This is a genomic window from Vibrio sp. L5-1 (assembly GCF_021728315.1).
Taxonomy (GTDB): Bacteria; Pseudomonadota; Gammaproteobacteria; order Enterobacterales; family Vibrionaceae; genus Vibrio; species Vibrio splendidus_K.
In genome coordinates this window covers 113,562-139,220 of the sequence record NZ_JAKKCQ010000003.1, presented here as the reverse complement: position 1 = coordinate 139,220, position 25,659 = coordinate 113,562, and the positions used below count along the sequence as shown (strand labels likewise).

The 25,659-nt window shown below is 43.5% G+C and carries 25 protein-coding genes; 12 read left to right on the top strand and 13 right to left on the bottom strand.

The window, feature by feature from the left end; translation table 11 throughout:
* Positions 1-60: 60 nt before the first annotated feature.
* A complete protein-coding gene (gene seqA, locus L3V35_RS13105; RefSeq protein WP_004734221.1) occupies positions 61-600 on the bottom strand; it encodes a replication initiation negative regulator SeqA in 540 nt (179 codons plus the stop codon).
* 93 nt (positions 601-693) lie between these two features.
* On the opposite strand from seqA, the gene L3V35_RS13100 reads away from it, so the two are divergent.
* From L3V35_RS13100 to fldA, 3 genes are all read left to right on the top strand, one after another.
* Complete coding sequence (locus L3V35_RS13100) at positions 694-1,455, top strand: alpha/beta fold hydrolase (RefSeq protein WP_054547180.1); 762 nt, start codon at positions 694-696, stop codon at positions 1,453-1,455.
* 108 nt (positions 1,456-1,563) lie between these two features.
* Entirely contained in the window at positions 1,564-1,782 is a 219-nt protein-coding gene (locus L3V35_RS13095; protein ID WP_004734223.1) for a DUF2788 domain-containing protein, read from the top strand.
* 57 nt (positions 1,783-1,839) lie between these two features.
* Complete coding sequence (fldA, locus tag L3V35_RS13090; protein WP_004734224.1) at positions 1,840-2,373, top strand: flavodoxin FldA; 534 nt, start codon at positions 1,840-1,842, stop codon at positions 2,371-2,373.
* Between the two features lie 96 nt (positions 2,374-2,469).
* Here the strand turns inward: fldA and L3V35_RS13085 are convergent, their stop codons facing one another.
* Positions 2,470-2,976, bottom strand: a complete 507-nt coding sequence (locus L3V35_RS13085) for a DUF4442 domain-containing protein (protein WP_146456020.1) — start codon at positions 2,974-2,976, stop codon at positions 2,470-2,472.
* Between the two features lie 207 nt (positions 2,977-3,183).
* On the opposite strand from L3V35_RS13085, the gene fcrX reads away from it, so the two are divergent.
* Complete coding sequence (fcrX, locus tag L3V35_RS13080) at positions 3,184-3,633, top strand: ferric iron uptake transcriptional regulator FcrX (RefSeq protein ID WP_004734226.1); 450 nt, start codon at positions 3,184-3,186, stop codon at positions 3,631-3,633.
* 198 nt (positions 3,634-3,831) lie between these two features.
* Here the strand turns inward: fcrX and glnS are convergent, their stop codons facing one another.
* Positions 3,832-5,499: a glutamine--tRNA ligase gene (gene glnS, locus L3V35_RS13075; protein ID WP_017085952.1), complete on the bottom strand. Its 1,668-nt coding sequence runs from the start codon at positions 5,497-5,499 to the stop codon at positions 3,832-3,834.
* 302 nt (positions 5,500-5,801) lie between these two features.
* On the bottom strand, positions 5,802-7,361 hold the full coding sequence (gene nagE, locus L3V35_RS13070) for an N-acetylglucosamine-specific PTS transporter subunit IIBC (protein WP_017079465.1): 1,560 nt from the start codon (positions 7,359-7,361) through the stop codon (positions 5,802-5,804).
* A gap of 475 nt (positions 7,362-7,836) precedes the next feature.
* Here nagE and nagA point away from each other — a divergent pair, with 475 nt between their 5' ends.
* The 4 genes from nagA to asnB all read left to right on the top strand — a co-directional run bounded on the left by nagA (position 7,837) and on the right by asnB (position 13,766).
* On the top strand, positions 7,837-8,973 hold the full coding sequence (gene nagA / locus L3V35_RS13065) for an N-acetylglucosamine-6-phosphate deacetylase (protein ID WP_237300006.1): 1,137 nt from the start codon (positions 7,837-7,839) through the stop codon (positions 8,971-8,973).
* Positions 8,974-8,975: 2 nt separating this feature from the next.
* Complete coding sequence (locus L3V35_RS13060; protein WP_004734232.1) at positions 8,976-10,190, top strand: ROK family protein; 1,215 nt, start codon at positions 8,976-8,978, stop codon at positions 10,188-10,190.
* An 84-nt stretch (positions 10,191-10,274) separates the two neighbouring features.
* Positions 10,275-11,861 carry a cation:proton antiporter family protein gene (locus L3V35_RS13055; protein ID WP_017093863.1) on the top strand — a complete coding sequence of 529 codons (1,587 nt, stop codon included), beginning with the start codon at positions 10,275-10,277 and terminating at the stop codon, positions 11,859-11,861.
* A gap of 234 nt (positions 11,862-12,095) precedes the next feature.
* Entirely contained in the window at positions 12,096-13,766 is a 1,671-nt protein-coding gene (gene asnB, locus L3V35_RS13050) for an asparagine synthase B (RefSeq protein ID WP_237300004.1), read from the top strand.
* Positions 13,767-13,853: 87 nt separating this feature from the next.
* Here asnB and rfaH read toward each other — a convergent pair whose 3' ends face one another.
* Positions 13,854-14,360, bottom strand: a complete 507-nt coding sequence (rfaH, locus tag L3V35_RS13045) for a transcription/translation regulatory transformer protein RfaH (RefSeq protein ID WP_004734235.1) — start codon at positions 14,358-14,360, stop codon at positions 13,854-13,856.
* A 502-nt stretch (positions 14,361-14,862) separates the two neighbouring features.
* Here rfaH and L3V35_RS13040 point away from each other — a divergent pair.
* Positions 14,863-16,248: a peptide MFS transporter gene (locus tag L3V35_RS13040; RefSeq protein WP_004734236.1), complete on the top strand. Its 1,386-nt coding sequence runs from the start codon at positions 14,863-14,865 to the stop codon at positions 16,246-16,248.
* Between the two features lie 90 nt (positions 16,249-16,338).
* Here L3V35_RS13040 and hemH read toward each other — a convergent pair whose 3' ends face one another.
* From hemH to htpG, 3 genes are all read right to left on the bottom strand, one after another.
* Positions 16,339-17,301 carry a ferrochelatase gene (gene hemH / locus L3V35_RS13035; protein ID WP_171308855.1) on the bottom strand — a complete coding sequence of 321 codons (963 nt, stop codon included), beginning with the start codon at positions 17,299-17,301 and terminating at the stop codon, positions 16,339-16,341.
* Between the two features lie 277 nt (positions 17,302-17,578).
* Positions 17,579-18,223, bottom strand: coding sequence for an adenylate kinase (gene adk, locus L3V35_RS13030; RefSeq protein ID WP_004734238.1), 645 nt, complete (start codon positions 18,221-18,223; stop codon positions 17,579-17,581).
* A gap of 388 nt (positions 18,224-18,611) precedes the next feature.
* On the bottom strand, positions 18,612-20,516 hold the full coding sequence (gene htpG, locus L3V35_RS13025) for a molecular chaperone HtpG (RefSeq protein WP_004734239.1): 1,905 nt from the start codon (positions 20,514-20,516) through the stop codon (positions 18,612-18,614).
* Between the two features lie 269 nt (positions 20,517-20,785).
* Here htpG and L3V35_RS13020 point away from each other — a divergent pair, with 269 nt between their 5' ends.
* From L3V35_RS13020 to L3V35_RS13010, 3 genes are all read left to right on the top strand, one after another.
* On the top strand, positions 20,786-21,697 hold the full coding sequence (locus L3V35_RS13020) for a transcriptional regulator (RefSeq protein WP_237300002.1): 912 nt from the start codon (positions 20,786-20,788) through the stop codon (positions 21,695-21,697).
* A gap of 1 nt (position 21,698) precedes the next feature.
* Positions 21,699-22,214, top strand: coding sequence for a regulatory protein ToxS (locus tag L3V35_RS13015; protein WP_054547640.1), 516 nt, complete (start codon positions 21,699-21,701; stop codon positions 22,212-22,214).
* 147 nt (positions 22,215-22,361) lie between these two features.
* The gene (locus tag L3V35_RS13010; RefSeq protein WP_004734242.1) at positions 22,362-22,682 is read left to right on the top strand and encodes a SelT/SelW/SelH family protein; all 321 of its coding nucleotides are present in this window, start codon (positions 22,362-22,364) and stop codon (positions 22,680-22,682) included.
* Between the two features lie 30 nt (positions 22,683-22,712).
* Here the strand turns inward: L3V35_RS13010 and yfcE are convergent, their stop codons facing one another.
* Genes yfcE through L3V35_RS12985 form a run of 5 tightly spaced genes read right to left on the bottom strand, consistent with a single transcriptional unit; the run spans position 22,713 to position 25,575 of the window.
* Entirely contained in the window at positions 22,713-23,258 is a 546-nt protein-coding gene (yfcE, locus tag L3V35_RS13005; protein WP_004734243.1) for a phosphodiesterase, read from the bottom strand.
* A 47-nt stretch (positions 23,259-23,305) separates the two neighbouring features.
* Positions 23,306-23,713 carry a CBS domain-containing protein gene (locus L3V35_RS13000; protein ID WP_050651629.1) on the bottom strand — a complete coding sequence of 136 codons (408 nt, stop codon included), beginning with the start codon at positions 23,711-23,713 and terminating at the stop codon, positions 23,306-23,308.
* Positions 23,710-24,060: a P-II family nitrogen regulator gene (locus L3V35_RS12995; protein WP_054547637.1), complete on the bottom strand. Its 351-nt coding sequence runs from the start codon at positions 24,058-24,060 to the stop codon at positions 23,710-23,712. Before L3V35_RS12995 ends, L3V35_RS13000 begins: the two co-directional genes overlap by 4 nt.
* The gene (locus L3V35_RS12990; RefSeq protein WP_017090179.1) at positions 24,050-24,844 is read right to left on the bottom strand and encodes a DUF1538 domain-containing protein; all 795 of its coding nucleotides are present in this window, start codon (positions 24,842-24,844) and stop codon (positions 24,050-24,052) included. Before L3V35_RS12990 ends, L3V35_RS12995 begins: the two co-directional genes overlap by 11 nt.
* Positions 24,841-25,575: a DUF1538 domain-containing protein gene (locus L3V35_RS12985; RefSeq protein WP_017079455.1), complete on the bottom strand. Its 735-nt coding sequence runs from the start codon at positions 25,573-25,575 to the stop codon at positions 24,841-24,843. Before L3V35_RS12985 ends, L3V35_RS12990 begins: the two co-directional genes overlap by 4 nt.
* Between the last annotated feature and the right edge of the window lie 84 nt (positions 25,576-25,659).

The window sequence follows — 25,659 nt, the reverse complement described above, 5'->3', positions numbered from 1 at the left end:
CAAAAAAACCTCATAATATCTTCTTATCCATGGATATTATGAGGTTTAAATCAGATTTCGTTAAATTGAACCTGTTACTTTTTCTATCAATTCTGCTTGGAAACTCATGCGGCTCATAAGCTGTTCAACCATTTGTCTTTTACGGCTAGTGTTATTATTAGTTATAACCCAAAAAGGACTTTGTGGAATGGCTTTAGGCTTCGTTGTGTTGCCGTTTGCTAGCAAGGTCTCTTCGTTGTCTGCAAAGTAAACACGCTTGCGGCCTTTTACTTGAGTTGCTTCTGAAAAGCTTAAAGGGTCGATTTTATGCAGTGTCGATAACACAAGCATGAAACGATCAATGGCTTTCTTCAGTGATGCAAACTCATCTGATATTAGTAGTGAGCGCATTTCTTTAACACCATCGAACTTCTCTGGAGTAAAGCCTACCTCTTTGCTAACAACGATACCTTTTGGCTCAACGATCTCTTCGATCGGAACCATGCCTTGGCTATCAACCTGTAATAAGCGGCGCAGAATATCTGAAGCGCTTTCGCCAATACGTTCTGTCTGACCCGCAATAAAACGGTATAGGTCCTCATCAACCTCAATTGTTTTCATTCGCTTTTCACAATCTCAATGTTTAAACTCAGGGGGATTATAGCGAGATCCGCGCGGATACTCTACGTCAAACCCACCATGAATAAGATAAAAATGTCAGTACAGCTCAACTATAAATTAGAAGGTGCGGGTCACACCATTGTTTTGATCCATGGATTATTCGGTAATCTGGACAACCTTGGCTTGCTAGCTAGGGATCTAAAAGCCGATCACCAGGTACTTAGTATCGATCTACGCAACCACGGCCAATCCTTCCATAGTGACACTCACAGCTATAAAGCAATGGCACAAGATGTGGCTCAACTACTGAATGATCTTGAGTTAAATGATATCACTGTGATTGGTCATTCCATGGGTGGCAAGGTAGCGATGGCGCTGACACAACATCTTACGCTGCATAAATTGATTGTCTTGGATATGGCACCAGTCGCGTACACCCAAAGTCGTCACGACAACGTATTCGCCGGCCTACAAGCTGTGATAGAAGAAAAACCGACATCACGCTCAGACGCGCTTAAGATCCTCGCAAAACATATCGAAATTGATGGGGTTCGCCAGTTCTTGACCAAATCTTTGTTCAAAACGGAACAAGGCATCATGGAATGGCGCTTCAACGTTGCTTCGTTATTGAGCAACTATCCACAAATTATTGGTTGGGAACCGATCGAGAAAACCTCGGTCAAAACCTTGCTAATAAAAGGTGGGGACTCTGATTACCTCACAGCTGAGCATCAAACCGCCGTTCAACAGCAGTTTTCCAACGCAAAGGCTCATGTTATCGCTAACACGGGACACTGGTTACACGCGGAAAAGCCAGCCGAAGTACTCCGTGCAATAAGAAAATTCATCGCTTAGATAGGTTGATTAGTCGATATAAATGAGAGCTGTGTAATCACAGCAGATTAACTTTATCTCACAACAGTGATATAGTGCGCCCAAGCAAATTTGGTATATAAGGTTCCCATGCTTTACGACTACATGAACATCATTGAATCTATTGGTTTAGATCTTCTGTTTGCCGCGATTTTCTTTCTAATCGGAATGGCAATTAAAGACGTTCTAAAGGAAGGAAATGTTCCTGCATTTGGTCGTCGCATCGTATGGTTAGTACTTTTCCTTGGCTGCGCAGGTTTTATCGCAAAAGGGATAATCCAACTAAGCTGGGAAGGAACTGGAATCTAACGATTTCCTCCGAACTTTATTACACCGACAACAGACAAAATGAAAGGTAATGATTCTATGGCAAGTGTAGGTCTCTTCTTTGGTAGCGATACAGGTAACACTGAAGCTGTTGCTAAGATGATTCAAAAGCAATTGGGCAAGCAGCTCGTTCAAGTTCAAGACATTGCAAAAAGCAGCAAAGAAGACATCGATAACTTCGATCTACTGCTGCTTGGTATCCCTACGTGGTACTACGGCGAAGCACAATGTGATTGGGACGACTTTTTCCCTGAGCTAGAAGCTATTGATTTTTCAACTAAGCTTGTTGCTATCTTTGGTTGTGGCGACCAAGAAGATTACGCAGAATACTTCTGTGATGCTATGGGTACTATCCGTGACATCGTTGAAGCGAAAGGCGGTACTATCCTAGGTCACACATCAACTGAAAGCTACGAATTCGAAGCATCGAAAGGCTTAGTTGAAGGCGATGACAGCCAATTCGTTGGTCTATGTATCGATGAAGACCGTCAACCTGAGCTAACTGATGAGCGTGTATCTAACTGGGTTAAACAAATCCACGAAGAAATGTGCCTAGCAGAGCTAGAAGACTAATTCTCTAGCGATTGTTAATTGTTACAATTAATGACCGATATGTAGATATGAAAAAACCTCCTTATAGGAGGTTTTTTGCTATTTAATGTTCATCAATCAACACTCAGCTTCTAATGCTTCGTCATCCTCTCTGAACTGCGGCTTCTTTCTCACATACAGGGTTCGCTGAATTTCTGACACCACATTCCCCTGCTTATCTTTAACGTGGATAATAAATTCGGGGAAGCACTTCTCACCAAGCTGTGTCTGACGATAGATATCATCCAGTTGCCCTTGGCTTATCTCAAAATCTGCATACAAGTCGGATTGACCCGGCTTGATAAAGTTAATACTCGCCTCTTTATCCCAAACATAATATCGCTCACCTAAAATACCCATTAACATCAAAGAGTAAACTGGATCGGTAAGAGAAAAGATACTGCCGCCATATTGAGTACGATTGGCGTTCTTATTCCACCAGCGCAGCTTTAGTATCGTCTTAACAACCCTAAAGTCAGGGCTAATGTGAGCTATTCGAATTCCCGATCCCCAAAAAGGAGGCCAAATATTGAGAGCAAATTTTACAATGTTGGGTTTATATATTTTTGCGAGTTGCTTATTCATAACAACATTCCATGTTCATATCAGAAACACCGTCAGCTTGACTGGTCGTACCTCCACTATAAGTGAGATACTTCCAATTTACAAAACAGATTGTGATGTCAGTAAGTAACCCTTTGAAGTTCGTGGTTTATTGTTATGCCTGACTAAACTATAATGGTATTAATATTGAATTCTGTTAATTGCTGCAGATCATCAACAGGAAAGTATATGTCAGACAATAATCAAGCGCTAAAAGATGCTGGTCTTAAAGTGACCCTCCCACGGCTCAAAATTTTAGAAGTATTACAACAACCAGACTGCCAACATATTAGTGCTGAAGATTTATATAAAAAGCTGATCGACTTAGGTGAAGAGATAGGTCTTGCGACCGTTTATCGCGTACTGAACCAATTCGATGATGCTGGCATTGTAACTCGCCACCACTTCGAAGGCGGCAAGTCTGTATTTGAACTTTCAACACAGCATCACCACGATCACCTAGTATGTTTAGACTGCGGTGAAGTTATCGAATTCTCTGATGATCTTATCGAAGAAAGACAAAAAGAAATCGCTCAACGCTACAACGTACAGTTAACTAACCACAGTTTATATCTGTATGGTAAAAGCATCACTGGGGATTGCAAAGGCAACCCAGACGCACATAAAGCGAAGAAGTAACACAGAACGCTGGCTTAGGCCGGCGTTTTTTATTTGGGTTGATACCGTATTAAGAATCACAGTAACTTGGCCCACAATTTGGTTATTTCCCAGACACAAAAAAACCGGCTCTAAGCCGGTTTTTTATTAAGCGTATCTTGAGAAACTAAGCTTTAGGGCTCTAAGCTTTAGAAAGCTGAGCTATAGAAAACTAAGCCATTAAGCTTCAGTTTTACCCCAAGTGTCACGTAGACCAACCGTACGGTTGAATACTAGCGCGTCTGCTTTCGAGTCTTTCGAATCTACGCAGAAGTAACCTGTACGTTCAAACTGATACGCTTGCTCTGCCACACCTTCTGCTAGGCTAGGTTCAACGAAACCGTTTAGCGTAACAAGTGACTCAGGGTTAAGCGTTGCAGCGAAATCATCAGCAGCGGCTGGGTTTGCCACAGTGAATAGACGATCGTACAAACGAATCTCAGCAGGCAGTGCTTTATCAGCCGATACCCAATGGATAACGCCTTTCACTTTACGGCCATCTGCAGGGTTCTTACCGAGTGTTTCATTGTCGTAAGAACAGAAGATAGTCGTAATGTTGCCTTCTGCATCTTTTTCGATACGTTCAGCTTTGATCACGTAAGCACCACGTAGACGAACTTCTTTGCCAAGAACCAAACGCTTGTATTTCTTGTTTGCTTCTTCACGGAAGTCGTCACGCTCAATCCAAACTTCACGCGTAAATGGAACTTCACGAGTGCCCATTTCTGGCTTGTTCGGGTGATTTGCCACTGTCAGTGTTTCTACTGTATCAGCGTCGTAGTTTTCAATCACGACCTTGATAGGGTCAAGAACAGCCATTGCACGAGGTGCATTTTCGTTCAGATCATCACGGATACAAGATTCAAGTGAGCCGAACTCAATCATGTTCTCTTGCTTAGTCACACCAATACGTTTACAGAATTCGCGAATCGAACTTGAAGTGAAGCCACGACGACGCAAACCAGAGATTGTTGGCATACGTGGATCATCCCAACCTTCAACTAGGTTTTCAACCACAAGTTGGTTCAGCTTACGCTTCGACATTACCGTGTATTCAAGATTCAGACGGCTAAACTCGTACTGACGAGGTTGGCAATCAATCGTGATGTTGTCTAGAACCCAGTCATACAAACGACGGTTATCTTGGAATTCAAGCGTACAGATAGAGTGCGTAATGCCCTCTAGCGCATCAGAGATACAGTGAGTGAAGTCGTACATTGGGTAAATGCACCACTTGTCAGCAGTCTGATGGTGGTGAGCAAAACGAACACGGTAGATAACTGGATCGCGCATAACCATGAATGAAGAGCTCATGTCGATCTTAGCACGTAGACATGCTTTGCCTTCTTCGAAGCCACCGTCACGCATTTTTTCAAACAACGCTAGGTTTTCTTCAGGGCTGCGATCACGATATGGGCTCGCTTTACCAGGCTCTTTTAACGTGCCACGGTATTCACGGATCTGCTCAGGACTTAGCTCGTCAACATACGCTAAGCCTTTATTAATTAATTCCACAGCATAAGCGTAAAGCGTATCGAAGTAGTTTGATGAGTAACAAATATCACCCGACCATTCGAAGCCTAACCAGCTTACATCATTCTTAATTGACTCAACGTATTCAACGTCTTCTTTTTCAGGGTTTGTATCATCGAAACGAAGATTACATTGTCCCTGGTAGTCCTGAGCAATACCAAAGTTCAAGCAAATAGATTTAGCGTGACCAATGTGCAGGTAGCCATTTGGCTCCGGCGGGAAACGAGTATGCACGCTACTGTGTGTACCATCCGCTAAATCTTTATCGATAATTTGGCGAATGAAATTCGATGGACGAGCCTCAGCTTCACTCATCTATAGCACCTCTATGTATTTAGTATTGTCAGAGAAAGTTATCTTTCATATCCGAGACAAAGGCGGCTTTTGCTGCCTATCAAAGATAGAAAGATCATTGTTGCTAATCATCCACAATTCTTCGCCTTTGCACAATAAGAACCATCAGTTAATTGTGATTATTTCTGCTATTCGATGAAGAATAGAACGAACCTTGTTCACTGGCCTTAAATGACAGGCACAAAAAAGCCTCCCGTGTGGGAGGCTTTCAATTTGAAACTTAGTTAAGAGCCGTTGTTACGTCTTAACAAGTACTTCCTTTACTATGGAAGTTTTACATCAGATAGGTCTTCACCTGCGCCGATAGCTTTCATTTCGCCAGCGACGATTTCAGCTAGTGGGCCTAGGATAACCTGTAGGTTGTTCTCACCTAGTTTAACCACACCTTTAGCGCCAAGTTTCTTAAGAACAACTTCATCAGCGATAGAGCGGTCTTTAAGAGTTAGACGTAGACGAGTGATACAAGCATCGATTGAAGTCAGGTTTTCGTGACCACCTAGAGCTTTCAGGTATTGACGAGCAACGTCACCTTTTGGCGCGTCACCAGCAGGAGCTGCTGCAGCTTCGTCATCATCTTCACGACCTGGCGATTTCAAGTTGAAAGCGCGGATTGCGAAAGAGAAAGTGAAGAAGTATAGAGCACCGAATGCTAAGCCAATCAATAGTAGAGTGAATGGTTTAGTTGCTAGACCCCAGTTCAGTACGAAGTCGATTAGACCAGCAGAGAAACCGAAACCGTGCAGAGTACCAAACATGTTTGCCACTACTAGAGACAGACCTGTAAATACCGCGTGCATTGCGTATAGAGCAGGAGCTAGGAATACGAACATGAATTCTAGCGGCTCTGTGATACCTGTTAGGAATGAACAGAATGCAACTGAGAACAATGCGCCACCAACTTGGCTACGTTTTTCAGCAGGAGCAGCTAGGTACATTGCAAGTGCAGCACCTGGTAGACCGAACATCATTACTGGGAAGAAACCGTTCATGAATACGCCAGCGCCTTTATCGCCACCGAAGAAACGGTGTAGGTCGCCAGATTTAACTGTTTCAGTCACTTCTTTAACAACAGTAGTAATCTCTGGAGTTACTGAGTTAGCGAATGTGAATGTATGTTCTTGACCAACAACTAGAGTTTTAGCCAGTGCAGGGTCAACACAAAGTTGAGTGATGTTAGCGAATGCGCCTTGACCAGCAACGATGATTTCCTGACACGTACCCATACCGAACCAGAAGTATGAGTTCAATACGTGGTGTAGACCTACAGGGATTAGTGCACGGTTAAGAGTACCGTAAACGAATTGGCCAACAGCACCAGACGTTGATACCGCGTGAGCTAGTGCATCTAGACCAGATTGAATACCAGGCCAAACCACACCAGACACAGCACCTGCAACAAGTGCAAATAGACCGGCCATGATAGGTACTAAACGTTTACCCGCGAAGAAAGCCAGCCACTCAGGAAGGCGTGTTGCATGGAAAGCGTTGTAAGAGTGACCTGCGATGATACCTGCGAAGATACCGCCGAAGAATGACATGTTAACGTCTGCGTTAATTGTGGTTGCTGTTGCTGTTAGTACGAAGTAAGCAACTGCACCAGCAAGACCCGCTGCGCCGTTACCGTCTTTAGAAAGACCAATCGCGATACCTAGACCAAATAGCAATGGTAGGTTACCGAAGATAGCACCACCAGCTTCTGCCATGAATGGAATATCAAGTAAATCGCCTTGACCTAAACGTAAAAGAAGCGCCGCAATCGGAAGCGTTGCGATTGGTAGCATTAACGCCTTACCAAGCTTCTGTGCATATCCTAGAATATTCACCAGTTGTTTCCCCCTATAGGATTTTTTAGAATTCGTTTGAGAAACTTATTTTAGTCGCTCAATTTAGTCCTATTCAGTGTATTCAATTAATTTTGCTCCGCAAATTAAAACCTTACCATTTGTGATCGTAATCACCAGTTTTTACCAAATCCAGAGGTTTTTGCTAGCGAGATCATAAAACTTATTTTATCATTCAAAAAAATGAACGTTTATAGATAAAATCTAAACCTAACCATTAGGTAAAATGATGGTATCCCTGGGTTTACGCTGTCCAATAAACAATCATTAAAAGTGAACCTAAATGTATATCAATAATCAATTGTTCATATATTTTTCAACAACTTAAATCGCTTCCCATTTTGAAGCCGTTTGCCCATAAAAGATAAATCGTTACGTAAATGATGCTCGCAAACTAAGTCCACATTTAGGTAACGAACAAATTTTAAAGATCTCACGAAATAAGGATTAGCTGACTATGTACGCGCTAAGTAACTGTAAAATTTACACTGGTAGTGATGTTCTAACCGATCATGCTGTTGTAATCGAAAACGAACTGATCAAAAAAGTCTGTCCTATCTCTGAATTACCAGAAGGAATCGAAGTTCGCGACCTAAACGGAGCAAACCTAAGCCCAGGCTTCATTGACCTACAATTGAATGGTTGTGGCGGTGTTATGCTTAACGATGAGATCACTGCAGACACCATGCAGATCATGCACAAAGCAAACCTTAAATCTGGCTGTACTAGCTTCCTGCCAACGCTAATCACTTCTTCTGACGAAGACATGCGCGCGGTTATTACCGCAGCTCGTGAGTATCACAACCAATACCAAAACCAATCTCTTGGCCTACACCTTGAAGGTCCGTATTTAAACGTCGCGAAAAAAGGCATTCACAGCGTCGATCACATTCGTAAATCAGACAGCGAAATGATTGAGCTTATCTGTGAGAACAGTGACCTTGTTGCAAAAGTAACATTGGCTCCTGAGCTTAACGACCCAGAACACATTGAGCGTCTGCGCAAAGCTGGTGTGGTTGTTTCGATTGGTCACACGAATGCAACGTACGCAGAAGCTCGTCAAGGTTTCGAATCAGGTATCACTTTTGCCACTCATCTATTCAATGCAATGACTCCTATGGTTGGTCGTGAGCCTGGCGTTGTTGGCGCGATTTACGATACGCCTGAGGTTTATGCTGGCATTATTGCTGATGGCTTCCACGTTGATTACGCAAACATCAGAATTGCGCATAAAATCAAGGGAGAAAAGTTGGTATTAGTGACGGATGCCACAGCTCCTGCAGGTGCTGACATGGAATACTTTATTTTTGTCGGTAAGAAAGTATATTACCGTGATGGTAAGTGTGTTGATGAAAACGGCACACTGGGCGGCTCAGCTCTGACTATGATTGAAGCAGTTCAGAATACAGTTGAGCACGCCGGTATCGCTTTAGACGAAGCTCTTCGCATGGCTACGCTATACCCAGCTACGGCTATCGGTGTAGAAAGCAAGCTAGGTCGAATCAAAAAAGGCATGGTTGCAAACCTAGCCGTATTTGACCGAGACTTTAACGTTAAAGCGACTGTTGTTAACGGACAATACGAGCACAATTAAGTATGAATGGCGGACAAATAGGTAACGTAGACTTAGTTAAACAACTAAACAGTGCGGCGGTATACCGACTAATAGACCAACAAGGGCCTATCAGTCGTATACAAGTGGCTGATGTAAGCCAACTCGCACCGGCAAGTGTTACAAAAATTACCCGCCAACTTTTAGAGCGCGGCCTAATTAAAGAGGTTGCGCAGCAAGCGTCTACTGGCGGTAGACGCGCTATCTCCCTAACCACAGAAGTAGAGCCTTTTCACTCTGTCGCTGTGCGCTTGGGTCGAGATTACATTCAAATAAGCCTGCATGACCTTGGCGGTCGTGAGCTGGCTTTCCAACAGCAAGACCTGAATTACTCAGACCAATCAGACCTCACCCAAGGCTTGGTCAATAACTTGAAGGCTTTCATTGCTGAACACCAACCAAAGATCGACCAACTGATTGCCATTGGTGTCACTCTTCCAGGCTTGGTTAACCCAACGACAGGTGTCGTTGAGTACATGCCAAATACAGACATCGATAACCTTGCGTTAAGCGACATTATTCGCGACACATTCCATGTTGCTTGTTTTGTTGGTAATGACGTTCGAGGAATGGCGCTTGCTGAGCACTACTTCGGTGCAAGCAAAGACAGCCAAGATTCTATTTTGGTTAGCGTTCACCGTGGTACTGGTGCTGGTATTATTGTTAATGGTCAGGTTTTCCTTGGCCATAACCGCAACGTGGGTGAAATTGGTCATATCCAAATTGATCCACTTGGCGAGCAATGCCAATGCGGTAATTTCGGTTGTCTTGAAACCGTAGCGGCAAACCCTGCCATTGTTGAACGTGTCCAAAAGCTAATTAAGCAAGGTTATGAGTCCTCGCTAACAGAGATTGAACACATTACCATTCAAGATGTATGTGACCATGCTATCAATGGCGACGAACTGGCTAAGCAAAGTTTGGTTCGAGTAGGTAATCAACTGGGTAAAGCTATCGCAATGACGATTAACTTGTTTAATCCTCAGAAAGTTATCATTGCTGGTGATATTACAAAGGCACAAGAGATTGTTTTCCCTGCAATTAAGCGCAATGTAGAGAATCAGTCGTTAACGGCTTTCCATAGCGGCCTGCCTATTGTAGCATCACAGATCGATAAACATCCTACGATGGGAGCTTTTGCCATGATTAAGCGCGCCATGCTCAACGGTGTGTTACTTCAAAAGCTTCTTGAAGACTAAAGAAAAACAACTCTGATTTTCCGCGGGCCGTGTTTGTATAAACACGGCCCGTTTTTTTAAGCTAGGGAACTACTACTACAAGTTATGGAACTTATATTAATATCCACTGCGTTTATTGCAGGATTTATTGCTTTAAAGTGTCACCTTCCCCCATTGGTCGGCTTTTTGGTCGCTGGTTTCGGGCTCTTTGCTCTGGGTTTTGAAACCAATGACACCATCATTACCTTGGCTGACCTTGGTGTCACCCTGCTTCTATTTACGATTGGCTTAAAGCTCGATATCAAAACCCTGCTCTCTAAAGAGATCTGGGCTGGCGCAACAATCCACAACCTTTTATCCACTCTGTTTTTTGCGGTCGCCCTGTTTGGTTTTAAATTCCTAGGTATTTCCTCGTTGGCAGCCATGTCAATAGAACAGATTGTTCTACTCGGTTTTGCCCTTTCATTCTCTAGTACCGTATTCGCAGTTAAGTCTCTGCAAGAGAAAGGGGAAATGAATGCGACCTATGGAACATTAGCGATCGGTATTCTGGTCATGCAGGATATCTTTGCCGTGGTCTTCTTAACGGCATCGACAGGCAAAATTCCAGAGTGGTATGCCATCGCACTGTTCGCTTTGCCATTCTGTCGTCCGTTGTTCTACAAAGTCCTCGACTGGGTTGGTCACGGCGAAATGTTGGTGCTGTTCGGCATTTTCTTCGCATTGGTCGTCGGTGCAGGTTTGTTCCAGTTTGTAGGGGTTAAACCAGATCTAGGTGCTCTTATCTTAGGTATGTTGCTAGCCGGTCACCCAAAAGCTTCAGAGCTGTCGAAATCGCTGTTTAACCTCAAAGAGCTTTTCCTTGTTTGCTTCTTCTTGAATATTGGATTATCCGAGCAACCTACCATTCAAGGCTTTATGCTCGCCATCTTATTCTTGCTGTTGCTGCCAGTGAAAGGCGTGCTTTACTTCTTGGTACTCAACCGCTTCAAATTCCGTGTTCGAACCTCTCTACTCGCCTCTCTATCATTGTTTAACTACAGTGAATTTGGTCTTATCGTCGGTGGTCTTGCCTTTAAGATGGGGTGGATGTCTGGCGATATATTAGTGGCGGTGGCGATTGCGGTTTCGTTATCGTTCTTAATCGCTGCTCCTTTAAACAAAGCGGGTCATAAGCTTTATCAACAGTCAGGTAAGTGGCTCAAAGAGCACGCTGCTGAAAAGCTTCACCAACGTGATAAACGAATTGATCCTGGTCGAGCACAAGTGCTTATTCTTGGTATGGGGCGCATTGGTACTGGCGCCTACGATGAATTGCGTTCTCGCTATGGCAAGGTTAGCTTAGGTGTCGAAGTTCGTGAAGAAGCCGCACACAACCATAGAAGCCTTGGAAGAAACGTTATTTCTGGCGACGCAACCGACCCAGATTTCTGGGAGCGTATCTTAGATACAGCAAACGTGAAGTTAGTGATCTTGGCGATGCCTCATCACCAAGGTAATCAAACAGCCTTAGAACAGCTAAAATCACGTGATTTTAAAGGTCAAATCGCCGCCATTGCTGAATACTCCGACCAGCTAGAAACATTGAAAGAGAATGGTGTCGATGCGGCATTCAACATTTACAGTGAAGCTGGTAGTGGTTTTGCTCGACACGTATGTGAGCAATTAAACCCAAACATCAATAAGATCTAGTCCTAAACATTGTCTAATTAACCTCTCAAAATTGCTGTTCTTTTGCACTTTTGAGAGGTTTTTGTTTAAAAAACCAACCGCAATTAGACGTCACTCACCAAAACCACCTTAAAATTAGATAATTTCTAACATAAACCCCTTTATATTATTTTTTTGCTCACATTCGGTTGCTTTTTTTAGCCAGAATGGCAAATTGAATACAGTTGATTTAGAAATTATTTAAAAGGAAGTTCTATGTGTTCAGTATTTGGCATTCTCGACATTAAAAGTGATGCCGCAGCACTTCGCCCTATTGCTTTAGAAATGTCTAAAAAGCTTCGTCACCGTGGCCCAGACTGGTCTGGTATCTATGCTGGTGAAAAAGCAATTCTTGCTCACGAGCGTTTGGCTATCGTTGGTCTTAACAGTGGTGCACAACCACTATACAGCCAAGATAAAAAGCACATTCTTGCAGTGAACGGCGAAATTTATAACCACAAAGAACTTCGTGCACGCTATGAAGATAAGTACCAGTTCCAGACTGACTCTGACTGTGAAGTTATCCTAGCGTTATACCAAGAAATGGGCGCGGACCTTTTAGAAGAACTTAACGGTATTTTCGCATTCGTTTTATACGACGAAGAGAAAGACGAGTACCTAGTCGGCCGTGACCATATTGGTATCATCCCGCTTTACCAAGGCTACGACGAGCACGGCAACTACTACGTTGCTTCAGAGATGAAAGCACTCGCTGAAGTATGCAAGACGATCAGTGAGTTCCCTCCTGGTAGCTTCTATTCTTCGAAAGATGCAGAGCCTCAACGCTACTACATCCGCGATTGGAATGAATACGCTGCGGTACAAGGTAACAGCACAAGTAAAGAAGAACTGACTGAAGCGCTAGAAGCTGCAGTTAAACGTCAACTAATGACAGATGTACCTTATGGTGTACTTCTATCTGGTGGTCTTGATTCTTCAATCACTTCAGCAGTCGCTAAACGTTTTGCTGCAATGCGTATCGAAGACGATGAGCAATCAGAAGCTTGGTGGCCACAACTGCACTCATTCGCAGTAGGTCTAGAAAACGCGCCTGATCTGATCGCTGCTCGTGAAGTTGCTGATAAGATTGGTACCGTACACCACGAGATGACTTACACCATTCAGGAAGGCTTAGATGCAATCCGTGATGTTATCTACCACATTGAAACTTACGATGTAACGACGATTCGTGCTTCAACGCCGATGTACTTGCTTGCTCGTAAGATCAAGGCAATGGGTATCAAAATGGTACTGTCTGGTGAAGGTGCTGATGAGATCTTTGGTGGCTACCTGTACTTCCATAAAGCGCCAAACGCAAAAGAGTTCCACGAAGAAACCGTGCGTAAACTTCTTGCTCTAAGCATGTTTGACTGTGCTCGCGCCAACAAATCTCTTGCGGCATGGGGTGTTGAAGGTCGTGTTCCATTCTTGGACAAAGAGTTCATCGATGTAGCAATGCGTTTGAACCCTGAAGATAAGATGTGTGGTAACGGTAAAATGGAGAAACACATTCTACGTGAGTGTTTTGAAGACTACCTACCTGATTCAATTGCATGGCGTCAAAAAGAACAGTTCTCTGATGGTGTTGGCTACGATTGGATTGACACATTAAAAGCAACGGCTGAAGAAAAAGTAACGGATCAACAAATGGAAGCTGCGAAGTTCCGTTTCCCTTACAACACGCCAACAACCAAAGAAGGTTATGCTTACCGTGAAATCTTTGAGGAGCTATTCCCTCTAGAATCAGCGGCAGAATGTGTACCTGGTGGTCCTTCAGTTGCTTGTTCATCAGCGAAAGCGATTGAGTGGGATGAGTCATTCAAAAACTGTGTCGACCCATCAGGTCGTGCAGTACAAGCCGTTCACAACGATGCTTACAACGCTTAGCGCGTTTTGAACAAACCCTAAAGACTAAAAAAGGCGCATTATGCGCCTTTTTGTTTTAAGCCTATTTTTTGCTTTGTATTACTGCACTTATGCGTGAGCTTGTAGTGCTTCGTTCTCAATACTGATCGGAACCACTTTGCTGATCATTTTTACCAGCATAATAGATCGAGCTTCACCATCTTTCTGATGGAAAATAGCTTCAACCCCAGCAAACTGACCACTATTGATCTTGACCACTTGCCCTGATTCAAACTCAACACAGCACTCTTCAGGTTCATCTTCGCAACACTTCTCAAACTCTTTCAGTTCATACACTAAGTCGCCTTGGACTTCATGTGGCCTTGCTCCAAATTTAATAAAGTCGACAACGCCACGAGTCGAACGAACTGTCGTAAAACTAGGGCCTTGCTCATAATCAAAGCGAACAAAGATATAAGATGGGAATAGCGGTTCTTTGACCTGCTTCTCTTTCCCTCTCACGACCTTCTTGACATCGATTTGAGGATAAAAGCACTCTACCCCCTGGTTTTCTAGGTGCTGTTGAGCGCGTTTTTGATCACCACGCTTACAGTAAAGTAAATACCAACGTTTCATTTTACTAGCCATTTTCTATTTTGGGATATATTACCACAAGCCTAAAACCGTTAATCACCGTTAATAAAATGAATCCTGATAAGCAATAAATTATGCGTAACAGACCAACTTATCAACAAAAAGCCATAGGGACAAAAAGTGGTTAAGCATTGTACAGGGAACATTTACAGATAAAAAGATGCATTATTGTAAGGCTATGTATGCGACACGCAAAAGGAACGCGATACCATTTAAACCCAGAAACCATCCAACAAACCAATCAATTCGACGGTTAGCATTCGATAATTCTTTTAAAAAGAACACTATGCGCTCAACTCAAAACTGGAAAATTAGTTTGCAGCACGCATTATCTGGGCAACATTATCAATAAAACCCATTATTTTCATAAACTTATAAAAAACTAGTTATCGTGACCATAAAAGACGCCTATTGCAGATGGTTATTCCACTCTGTATACATAAGGAACTATAAAATCTTTTAATACCTAAAATTAGTAAAACTTATGCCAAGCAATCACAACATCTTTGGCCACCCTAGAGGCCTATTTCTACTTTTTAGCACAGAGCTATGGGAACGTTTCTCCTACTATGCAATGCGTGCCATCCTTGTTTTATTTCTTACCGATACCACTATCAATGGTGGCCTTGGTTGGTCAACAAAAGATGCCCTCGATCTTTATGGTATCTATACTGGTTTAGTCTATATCACGCCATTAATCGGCGGCTGGCTTGCCGATAACTACTTAGGACAACGTAAATCGATCCTAGTGGGCGGTGTATTAATGGCATTAGGCCAATTTACGCTTGCTCTTCCTAACGGCGCTATTGGCTTAGACCAAGTAAATGCTCTTTATCTGGGTTTAGCACTGCTTATCAGTGGTAACGGTATGTTTAAACCAAACATCTCGACCATGGTTGGCGACCTATACCAAGAAGGCGATAACCGACGTGACGGCGCTTTCACCATTTTCTACATGGGCATCAACTTAGGCGCGCTACTGGGTGGCTTAATTTCAGGTGCTGCAGTCGATTCATTCGGCTGGAAAGCTGGCTTCCTAGCCGCTGGTATCGGTATGGTTATTAGCTTAGTTATGCAATTGACGATGGCTCAGTCATGGTTAGGCAACATTGGCTCAGTACCTGCAGCTGCACGAGCGAAAGCGCTGAATAAATCGAAAGAGAAAACACCACTGACCAAAGAAGAGTTCGACAGACTAAAAGTTATTCTAGTTATGGGTCTGTTCGTAATCGTTTTCTGGGCTGGCTTTGAACAAGCTGGCGGTCTGATGAACATCTACACTCAGCAATATACTGATCGTATGATTGGTGGCTTTGAAGTTCCTGCAGCTTGGTTCCAATCTCTGAACCCATTCTTCATCATTACACTTGCACCAATCATTGCTGCATTTTGGGTCAAGCTTGGTAAGCGTGAACCAAACTCGCCAGTGAAATTTGCGATGGCGTTGTTTTTCTTAGCACTAGGCTTTGTGTGCATGATGGGCGCAGTAATGGAGCAAGGTGGCGACCTAACAGTCAAAACATCAATGCTATGGCTAGTCGGTGCTTTCTTCTTCCATACCCTTGGCGAGCTTTGTCTATCTCCTATTGGCCTGTCGTTGGTCACTAAGTTAGCTCCGCTTCGTCTGGCATCGTTAATGATGGGCGCATGGTTTGGTTTTAATGCTGTCGCAAACTACGTCGCTGGCCTTGTGGGTTCTCACGTTGGTGAGCTTGGCGCAATGTCTATCTTCGGTGGTATCGCAATTACAGCGACAATAAGTGGCGTCTTACTGCTTCTTTGTGCAGGTAAACTTGTATCATGGATGCATGGTGTAGAAACTAACATGACGCTTGAAGCAGAGCCAAAAGCAGAAACTTCTGTTGCTTAATATCTAGATCTATTTCAAAAAGAAACATCAAGATCAAAAAGGGCTGCTCAATGAGCAGCCCTTTTGTTATTTATTCTATTGGTATATTAGTTAGCGATGAAGCGCCACTAGCTCAGCCATCATATCGATGTGTGAGTCTCTGTCGTTAAGACACATAATGTAGCTAAAGCCTGAGCCACCAGCATCAATGAACGTCTCTTTACACTGGTCAGAAATCTCTTCCAACGTTTCCAAACAGTCAACCGAGAACGCAGGAGCCATGATATCAATCTTCTTGATGCCCTTACTCGGCAGTGATTCAAGTGTCTCGTCAGTGTAAGGCTTCAACCACTCTTCTCGACCAAATCGAGACTGGTATGTCATGGTGATATCGTCCGCTGATAAGCCTAACTCAGCAGCAAGTAATTTGGTCGTCGCTTCACAATGCTGAGGGTAGATGTCACCTTCATCAGCGAGTCGCTTCGGAATACCGTGGAAAGAACACACTAAATGATCGGCCCTACCATTTTCTTCCCAATGGCTACGAACACTTTCAGCCAGTGCTTTCGCATAGCTAGGGTGAGAATAATAATCTCGAATAAAGCGATAGCTCGGGATAACAGGCATTTTTTTGAAGGCTTTAGTTAAACCATCAGAAACGGCCGCTGTCGTTGTTCCTGAGTACTGAGGATACAGAGGTAGTACGATGATGTCTTCGACACCCTGCTCCATCAGTTGTTCGACACCCATCTTAAGACTTGGGTTGCCATAGGTCATACCCAGCGCAACAGGCATTTGCAATTTCTTCTGCAGTTTCTCAGCTTGTCTTTGTGAGTACACAAGCAGCGGTGATCCATCATCCATCCAGACAGACTGATACAATTTAGCCACTTTCGGAGCTCGAATCGGTAAGATCACCCCATGTAAAATAGGACACCAAAGCCAACGCGTTAGGTTTACGACTCGCTTATCGTGTAAGAATTCACTCAAAAATCGACGAACGCCAGCTGGAGTCGCCGAATCTGGTGTTCCTAAGTTCACCAGTAAAACGCCCTGCTTTTTATTATTTTCCATAGATACCTGAGACCAATGTGTGATTTTCTGGAACGTAATATACTAATCTGCATAAGTTTAAGATCATTGTTACGCAACTAAATTTAAGAATAGTCGTTCTTAACCTGAGTTATCGCAACATCACCTTGATCGTTAGCCGCGTGAATCTAAGCCGCAGCGCGGAAATTATGCACAATCGATTTTATCTAGATTGGTATATGACTAAAAATTGAAACAAAAAAAGCGACCTTAACGGTCGCTTCCAATATATCAAATTCTAAAACTGGCTGTTAGCCAATTATGCTAGTGCTTTCTCAAGTTCTGCACTAACTTCAGCAACTTGCTTAGTACCATCAAATTTAAGGTACTTAGTGTTACCTGCTTCTGCTTCCTTACCGTAGTAAGAAATAAGCGGAGCCGTTTGATCGTGGTATACGCCTAGACGTGCACGAACTGTTTCTTCTTTGTCGTCATCACGTACAACAAGCTCTTCGCCAGTGATGTCATCTTTACCTTCTTCTTTAGGTGGGTTGTACACACTGTGGTATGTACGACCAGAAGGAAGGTGAGCACGACGACCAGCCATACGCTCAACAATCACATCGTCAGCTACGTCGAATTCAACAACGTAATCAACAGCAATGCCCATTTCTTTTAGGCCATCCGCTTGTGGGATTGTGCGTGGGAAACCGTCTAGTAGGAAACCTTTTTCACAGTCATCTTGAGCGATACGCTCTTTGATTAGACCAAGGATAATTTCATCAGAAACTAGCTGACCAGCGTCGATTACTGATTTTGCTTGCTTACCAAGCTCAGTACCCGCTTTGATAGCAGCACGTAGCATGTCACCAGTTGAAATTTGAGGGATACCAAATTTGTTCATGATGAAGTTAGCTTGAGTACCTTTACCCGCGCCAGGAGCACCTAGAAGAATGATGCGCATGTTTAATCCTCTTATAAAAATTATGATTTATACCGAAGCTCACTATCCCGCCTTTCTGGTTCAATTTAAGTCGAACAAGAGAGGTTAGGTAACAACTGAGGCTAAGCACAACTGTAAACAGAAGCAAAACGGTAAGTTTCGGTATAACGTTTAAAAATCATACAACTGGAGATGATAGGTTCATAGTCCCAGCTGATTAGGTCGAGCATTCTATCACATTAATATTCAATTTGGCTGAAATTAAGACTAAAGAATGTATCGACAGCGTTTGCGTTCGTCTTGTTAGCGACTTTAGCTACATTTCGATGAATTTAAGCGACGTTCATAAAAAAAGCCCGCATTCGCGAGCTTTTATTCATAATTATGGGCTTAGTTCAAAGTCGAAAGACTAACGTTTTGTCAGTAGTTCGTTGATTGCACCTAAGAATTGTGACGGATCTTCCATTGAGCCCTTTTCAGCCAGCATAGCCTGGCCAAGTAATAGCTCAACCCAGCGACCAAACGCTTGTTCGTCCGCTTCATCAGCCATCTGTTTCACCAGTGCGTGCTCAGGGTTAATCTCAAAGATGTACTTAACTTCAGGTGCAGCTTGACCCGCAGCTTCAAGAAGCTTAGCCATTTGCGTGCCCATTTCGAAGTCGTCAGTGACTACAACCGCTGGCGTTGTCGCTAGCTTGAAAGTGGTACGAACTTCTTTAACACGATCACCTAGGTAAGATTGAGTGCGCTCAACAACAGATTTGAACTCTTCTTCTGCCTCTTTTTGCTTCTCTTTCTCTTCTTCGCCTTCGAACTTGCTTAGGTCTAAGCCCGCTTTGGTGATCGATTGGAACTGCTTACCATCAAAATCAGTCAGGTAGTTCATTACGTACTCATCAATACGATCGTACATTAGAACCACTTCGATACCTTTTGCTTTGAACTGCTCCAAATGCGGGCTGTTCTTAGCGGCAGCGTAGTTATCTGCTGTTAGGTAATAAATCTTGTCTTGACCTTCCTTCATACGTTCAACGTAAGACACTAGGCTGATAGCTTGGTCAGCAGAGTCAACTTCCGTTGATGAGAAGCGAAGTAAACCAGCGATTTTTTCTTTGTTCGCCATGTCTTCCGCTGGGCCTTCTTTCAGTACAAGGCCAAACTCTTTCCAAAACTCTAGGTACTTATCATTGTCATTCTTCGCCATGCGCTCAAGCATAGTCAGGACACGCTTGGTACATGCGCCACGAAGAGACTGAGTTACCTTATTATCTTGCAAGATTTCACGAGACACGTTCAGTGGTAGATCGTTTGAGTCAATCAAGCCGCGAACGAAACGCATGTAAGATGGCATGAACTGCTCTGCATCATCCATGATGAATACTCGCTGTACATAAAGCTTAAGGCCGCTCTTATGGTCACGATTCATCATATCCCAAGGTGCTTTAGCAGGGATGTAAAGTAGGCTTGTGTAATCGTTCTTACCTTCAACTTTGTTATGGCTCCACGTTAATGGATCAGCAAAGTCGTGAGATACGTGCTTGTAAAACTCCTGGTACTCTTCTTTCTCGATATCAGACTTGTTACGAGTCCAAAGCGCTTGAGCCTTGTTAATCTGTTCCCAATGTTTCTCTTCGGTGTCTTTACCTTCGTCATCTTTAACCGCAGTTAAGATTGAAACAGGGATACCGATGTGATCAGAGTATTTACCAATGACTTCACGCAGACGCCATTCATTTAGGAATTCTTTACCGTCTTCGCGCATATGAAGAATGATATCAGTACCACGAGACTCTTTAGTGATGTCTTCGATGGTGTAATCACCTTCCCCTGCAGAGTGCCACTGAACAGCTTCATTACTCGCTAGACCTGCTGCACGTGTGCGAACCGTTACCGCGTCTGCAACGATGAATGCAGAATAGAAACCAACACCAAATTGACCAATCAATTGAGAGTCTTTGCTTTGGTCTTCAGACAGCTTTGAGAAAAAGTCTGCAGTACCCGATTTAGCAATCGTACCTAAATGCTCAATAACGTTGTCGCGGCTCATGCCGATGCCGTTATCTGAAATCGTTAAAGTATTAGTTTCAGCGCTAAAAGATAATTTTACGCCTAGGTCTGCATCACCTTGGTAAAGGTCACCGTTTGACAAGGCTTGGAAACGAAGCTTATCAGCCGCGTCAGATGCATTAGAGATCAGCTCACGTAAGAAGATTTCTTTATTTGAATACAGTGAGTGAATCATTAGGTGAAGTAGTTGTTTTACTTCAGATTGAAAGCCACGAGTCTCTTTATTTTGCGTTGCTGTTTCGCTCATTTTTACTCCAAAACATCTATACTTTATGTTGAATACCATAGGGGCGTAACACTTGATGCCACTCTTATGTTCATTAACATGAGGATGACAAATGTAAATTCAAGGTCAAAAATCATAAAAACACTGTTTTTTTGATCTGTTTTTATTATCCTTGAGTCTGATAAATATAAAAGAACATAAAAGAAGCCATGATTTGGTGAAGAATTAACGGAACTTCACCTGAGATTTGTCTATTTCGCACTCAAAATCATCCAAAATAGAAGAATTCAATGAGCAATATCGGCACAAAGTTTATTCTCGCACAGCGGTTCGTATTCGACCCAAATAGCAATTCACTTGTTGATCAAATGAGCGACGGCGAAGTCGTGCGCCTTGGCAGCAATGAAAGCCGCATTCTCCTGATGCTGTCAGAAAGACCCAATGAAGTTATCACTCGTAATGAATTGCACGAGTATGTTTGGCGAGATCAAGGCTTTGAGGTTGATGACTCAAGCTTAACGCAAGCAGTTTCGACCCTGAGAAAGATGCTCAAGGACTCGACCAAATCTCCAGAATTCGTAAAAACGGTACCTAAACGCGGTTACCAATTTATTGCAACCGTTGAACGCTCTGCACCACTTTCATCAAATGATCAGCCAGCAGCGGCTGAAATTGCAGAAAATGACGTAGAACCTATCTTAACGTTTGCAACGCCTACAATGACCGAAGAAGCAATGACTGAAGCTGTTGAGCCCGACTCAATTACAAAGTTTCAAGAAACCAAAGTTGAAGTGGAACCAGCAACAACACCAACTGCGACCCCGGTTAAAAGCACCAATAAGTGGTTAGCGTTTTCGTTATTGCTTGCGGCTTTCATCATGCCAATTCTGGTTTTAACGTTTACTAACCCCGCAGAATCCGAGTTCAGAACATTGACTGAAGTGGATGGTGTAAAGATTCAAACCCCAATCAATCATCCTGATCTCAGCAGTTGGCTACCTGCGATAGAGAAGTGTGTATTGCGCTACAACACCAATCACACTGGCATGCTGAAACCGACTGAGGTGATTGCAACTGGTGGACAAACCAACAACCTTGCCCTCAACTACATTCACCCGCAAGATTACTCTAGCGAAAATGTAACCCTAAGAATTTACGCAAACCAGTCGGATGTAAACGACATTTGTAACGGTGGTCAGTAACATGAAACTAAAAGTATCGATTATTTTACTGGTTCTATCTGCATTTTTAAGTGGTTGGTTATATTGGGGCAGTGATGCAAAAGTAGAGCGCTTGCTCACTCAGCATGAATGGCAATCGAAAATGGTGACTCTGATTAGCGATAACAAGCAAGCTGATTCAATCGGGCCGCTTCGTAAAGTTGAATTGTCATCGAATGCGAAATACCTACCAAATGGTACGTACCTGAGGATGTCAGTGGTTAGGCTGTACAGCACTCAAACTGCACCTGCGAATGTCATCAACATATCTGAAACAGGTCAGTGGGATATTAACGATAACTATTTACTGATTTCGCCAACAGAGTTTAAAGATGTAACTTCTGCTGAGCGCCAAGACTTTTCGGAAGAGCAACTCGAACTTATCACTCAAGTGATTAAGATGGATGCAGAGCAAAGCCGACGCATTGATATTATTAATCAGAAGGCACTGCTGCTCACTAGCTTAAATCACGGTTCTACCGTTTTGTTCTCAAACTAAAACTGGTTCAAACTAAAACTCTGCAGTTATTTATGTATATCAATAGCTGAATACCATTCAACGGTATATCAATAGAAAGGGGCATGATGCCCCTTTTTTGTTAGCCGTTGGTATCAAATTACGGATGTAGCATTTTAAGGATTAACTATGAATACGGATCAACCAAATCTGACGCCAGCAAAAGAGACAGCAACAAAAGCGACAATCGCAATACACTATTGCCGTCAGTGTAATTGGATGCTTCGTTCAAGTTGGTTATGCCAAGAGCTGCTGCATACCTTTAGCGAAGAAATTGAACAAGTGAGCTTGCATCCAGACACCGGAGGCAGGTTCGAAATCTTTTGTAATGGTGTGCAAATTTGGGAAAGAAAAGCAGATGAAGGTTTTCCAGAAGCGAAAGTTCTGAAGCAAAGAGTGCGAAACATCATTGCTCCAGACAGGGACCTCGGCCACGTAGACTCAAAGTGAGCCTTTTCTAGCGCCGCCGATTGAGTTTATTTAAAGCTCGCCACTCACAATTACGTCACCTTCAAGGCTAATGACTTTAAAGGTATTATTTTCATAGATGCCATGGCTCGCAGCGTGACCATCTCGTGGGAATGTCACCGAACTAGGGTTAAAGATAAAGATATCATCTTGGTATTCGGCAACTGGAATATGGGTATGTCCATGGGCAATAATATCACCCGCTTTTAGTGCTGGTCGTTTAGTGGTGTTATACAAATGACCATGGGTTAGAAAGATACGCTGACCTGATTCCAATAACACCCATGAGTAATCCATCATCATTGGAAAAGACAACAACATCTGATCCACTTCACTGTCACAGTTGCCACGAACGGCAATGATCTCTTGAGAAAACGCATTCAACTTCTCTGCAACCGCCGGCGGATTGTATCCTTCGGGGATCGGGTTTCTTGGACCATGATTCAGAATGTCACCCAATAGCACTAAATATTGCGCACCAGACGCTTGGTAGAGTTCTAATACCTTTTCTGTTGCTGGCAGCGAACCGTGTAGGTCTGAAGCAAAAAATAATTTCACACGTACTTCTCCATAAAATTTATGAGCCTATTGTACGTATCTAAATGCTACACGTCATCTCTCACCATACCGTTGATCACGATATTATTGTAACTAACCATACCGACTATTTTGTTATCACGAACTACTGGCGCGCGACTGATACCAAAGCGTTCAAACAGGCGAGCGCAATACTTTACGTTCATCTCAGCAGACACGCTTAGCGCTGGCTTGGTCATGATTTCATAAACATTGGTTCGCTTGGGAGATCGATTCTTAGCCAACACTTTCTTTGCTATATCATTCATCAACACGATACCGTACTCATCATCCTCGTGGCGTTTATCGACAATGATTGCCTTCACTTTGTGCTTCTTCGCCATCTCTATCGCTTCTAACACCGTAGTTAGCCCATCGATAATCACATACGTATTGGCCATGACATCGCCTACTCGGATCTTTTCACTGGTACTCATAGCTCATCCTCCACAACCTTTGTTAACGTCTCAACTTGGTGCGCAACGCCTACTGCATCTTCCACATCTATCTGTACTGCAATACCCTGTCCCGATTCTTGGTCAAACTCCCCCACTTCACTAATTCTTTCGAGAATATGCCTTGCTAGATGCTCCTCAACGACAAACAGCAGCACATCTTTTTGCACCTCTAATGTTAATCCGAAGAAGGTGCGCTTTTGGTTTAAGCCCTGCCCTCTGGCATTATTAATCACGGTTGCTCCGGTTGCGCCCGCATCACGCGCGGCATCGAGCACAGTGTCGGTTTTGCTCTCTTCTACAAATGCTAGGATAAGTTTAAAGCGCATCTTTGCTCTCCTTAGAGGTGTGTAAACGGTTTAACCATTGGGTTATTTGGGCGTAGCTCATCACCGAAATGATGGGGAACAAACTCGCAAAGGCGATTAAGCCGAAACCGTCTATTACTGGATTTCGCCCCGGTACAGTTGAAGCAAGCCCTAATCCAAGAGCCGTCACTAAAGGCACAGTCACGGTAGATGTCGTAACCCCGCCTGAATCGTAGGCCAATGGAATGATCAATTTGGGGGCGTAAAAGGTTTGAATCACCACAATGACATAGCCACAAATAATGTAGTAATGGATAGGATCGCCCGCAACAATACGGTAGCTACCCAATGAGATACCGATGGCAACGCCTAATGCCACGGCGATTCTCAGTCCGTTAACACTGATACTGCCACCGGATACTTGGTTTGCCTTAATCGCTACAGCAATTAAAGAAGGCTCGGCTATCGTGGTACTAAAACCAATACAAAACGCAAACAGGTAAACCCAGTAATAATCAAACCAAGCCAATGAAAGACCAGAGCTGATCTTAAACTCAGTCAAAAAGCTTGGTTCGGTGAGTTGCATTGCCATCGTCTCCCCTAGAGGGAATAACGCGAGCTCCAACCCCATCAAAAAGAGTGATAAGCCAAGAATGACGTAAAAGAAACCGATGAGCACTTTGGCAAGGTTATTGACAGGCTTACGCAGTACCGCTAACTGAAAACCGAAGATGATCACCGCAATCGGAATCACATCCATTACAGTGCCTAGAAAGGTGTCGATAAATTGCTGCACACTGATCATGTCACCACCATCCCGTACACCATGACAAACATCATCGGCAGAAGTGAAGCAAACGCGATCAATCCAAAGCCATCAATCATTGGATTTCGTCCTTTAATCGCCGAGGCTAAACCTACGCCTAATGCGGTCACTAACGGAACGGTGATCGTCGATGTTGTGACGCCGCCAGAGTCGTACGCAATCCCAATAATGTTTTCCGGGGCAAATGCAGTGAGCACCACAACTCCAATATAACCACCGATGATCATGTACTGAATTGGCCAACCTTTTAAGATCCGAAGTACTCCTAATAGAATGGCAATACCGACCGATAACGCCACGGTGAAGCGCAGGCCATCGGCATATTGTTCCCTTTCATCTAAAGAGTTGGGAATAACACCACCTTCAGCTGCAACTTCTGCTGCTTCAGCAGCCACTGCGGTTAACGCGGGTTCGGCAATGGTGGTACCAAAGCCTAAACAAAAAGCGAAGGTCAATAACCAAAACACGCTCCCCTTGCGAGCAAAAGCTTGAGCCATCGACTCGCCAATTGGGAACAGACCCATTTCAAGGCCAAAGATAAAAAAAGTCAGTCCAAAAACCACCAGCACTAAGCCAGTTAGAATAGACAAAAGATGAGGGAGTGGCTCTTGCAAAACAGCAAGCTGGAAGAAAGCAATCACCGCCACGATCGGCAAGAGATCCCTTAGACTACCTAACATGGCTCGAAACAAAGCAAGCACTGCCGTCATCGCAACTCCTAGTCATTGAAATTGTGTCTGGTTATTAATTACTAATAATCATGGCAAATCCTTATCATCCCTTATGTGACAAAT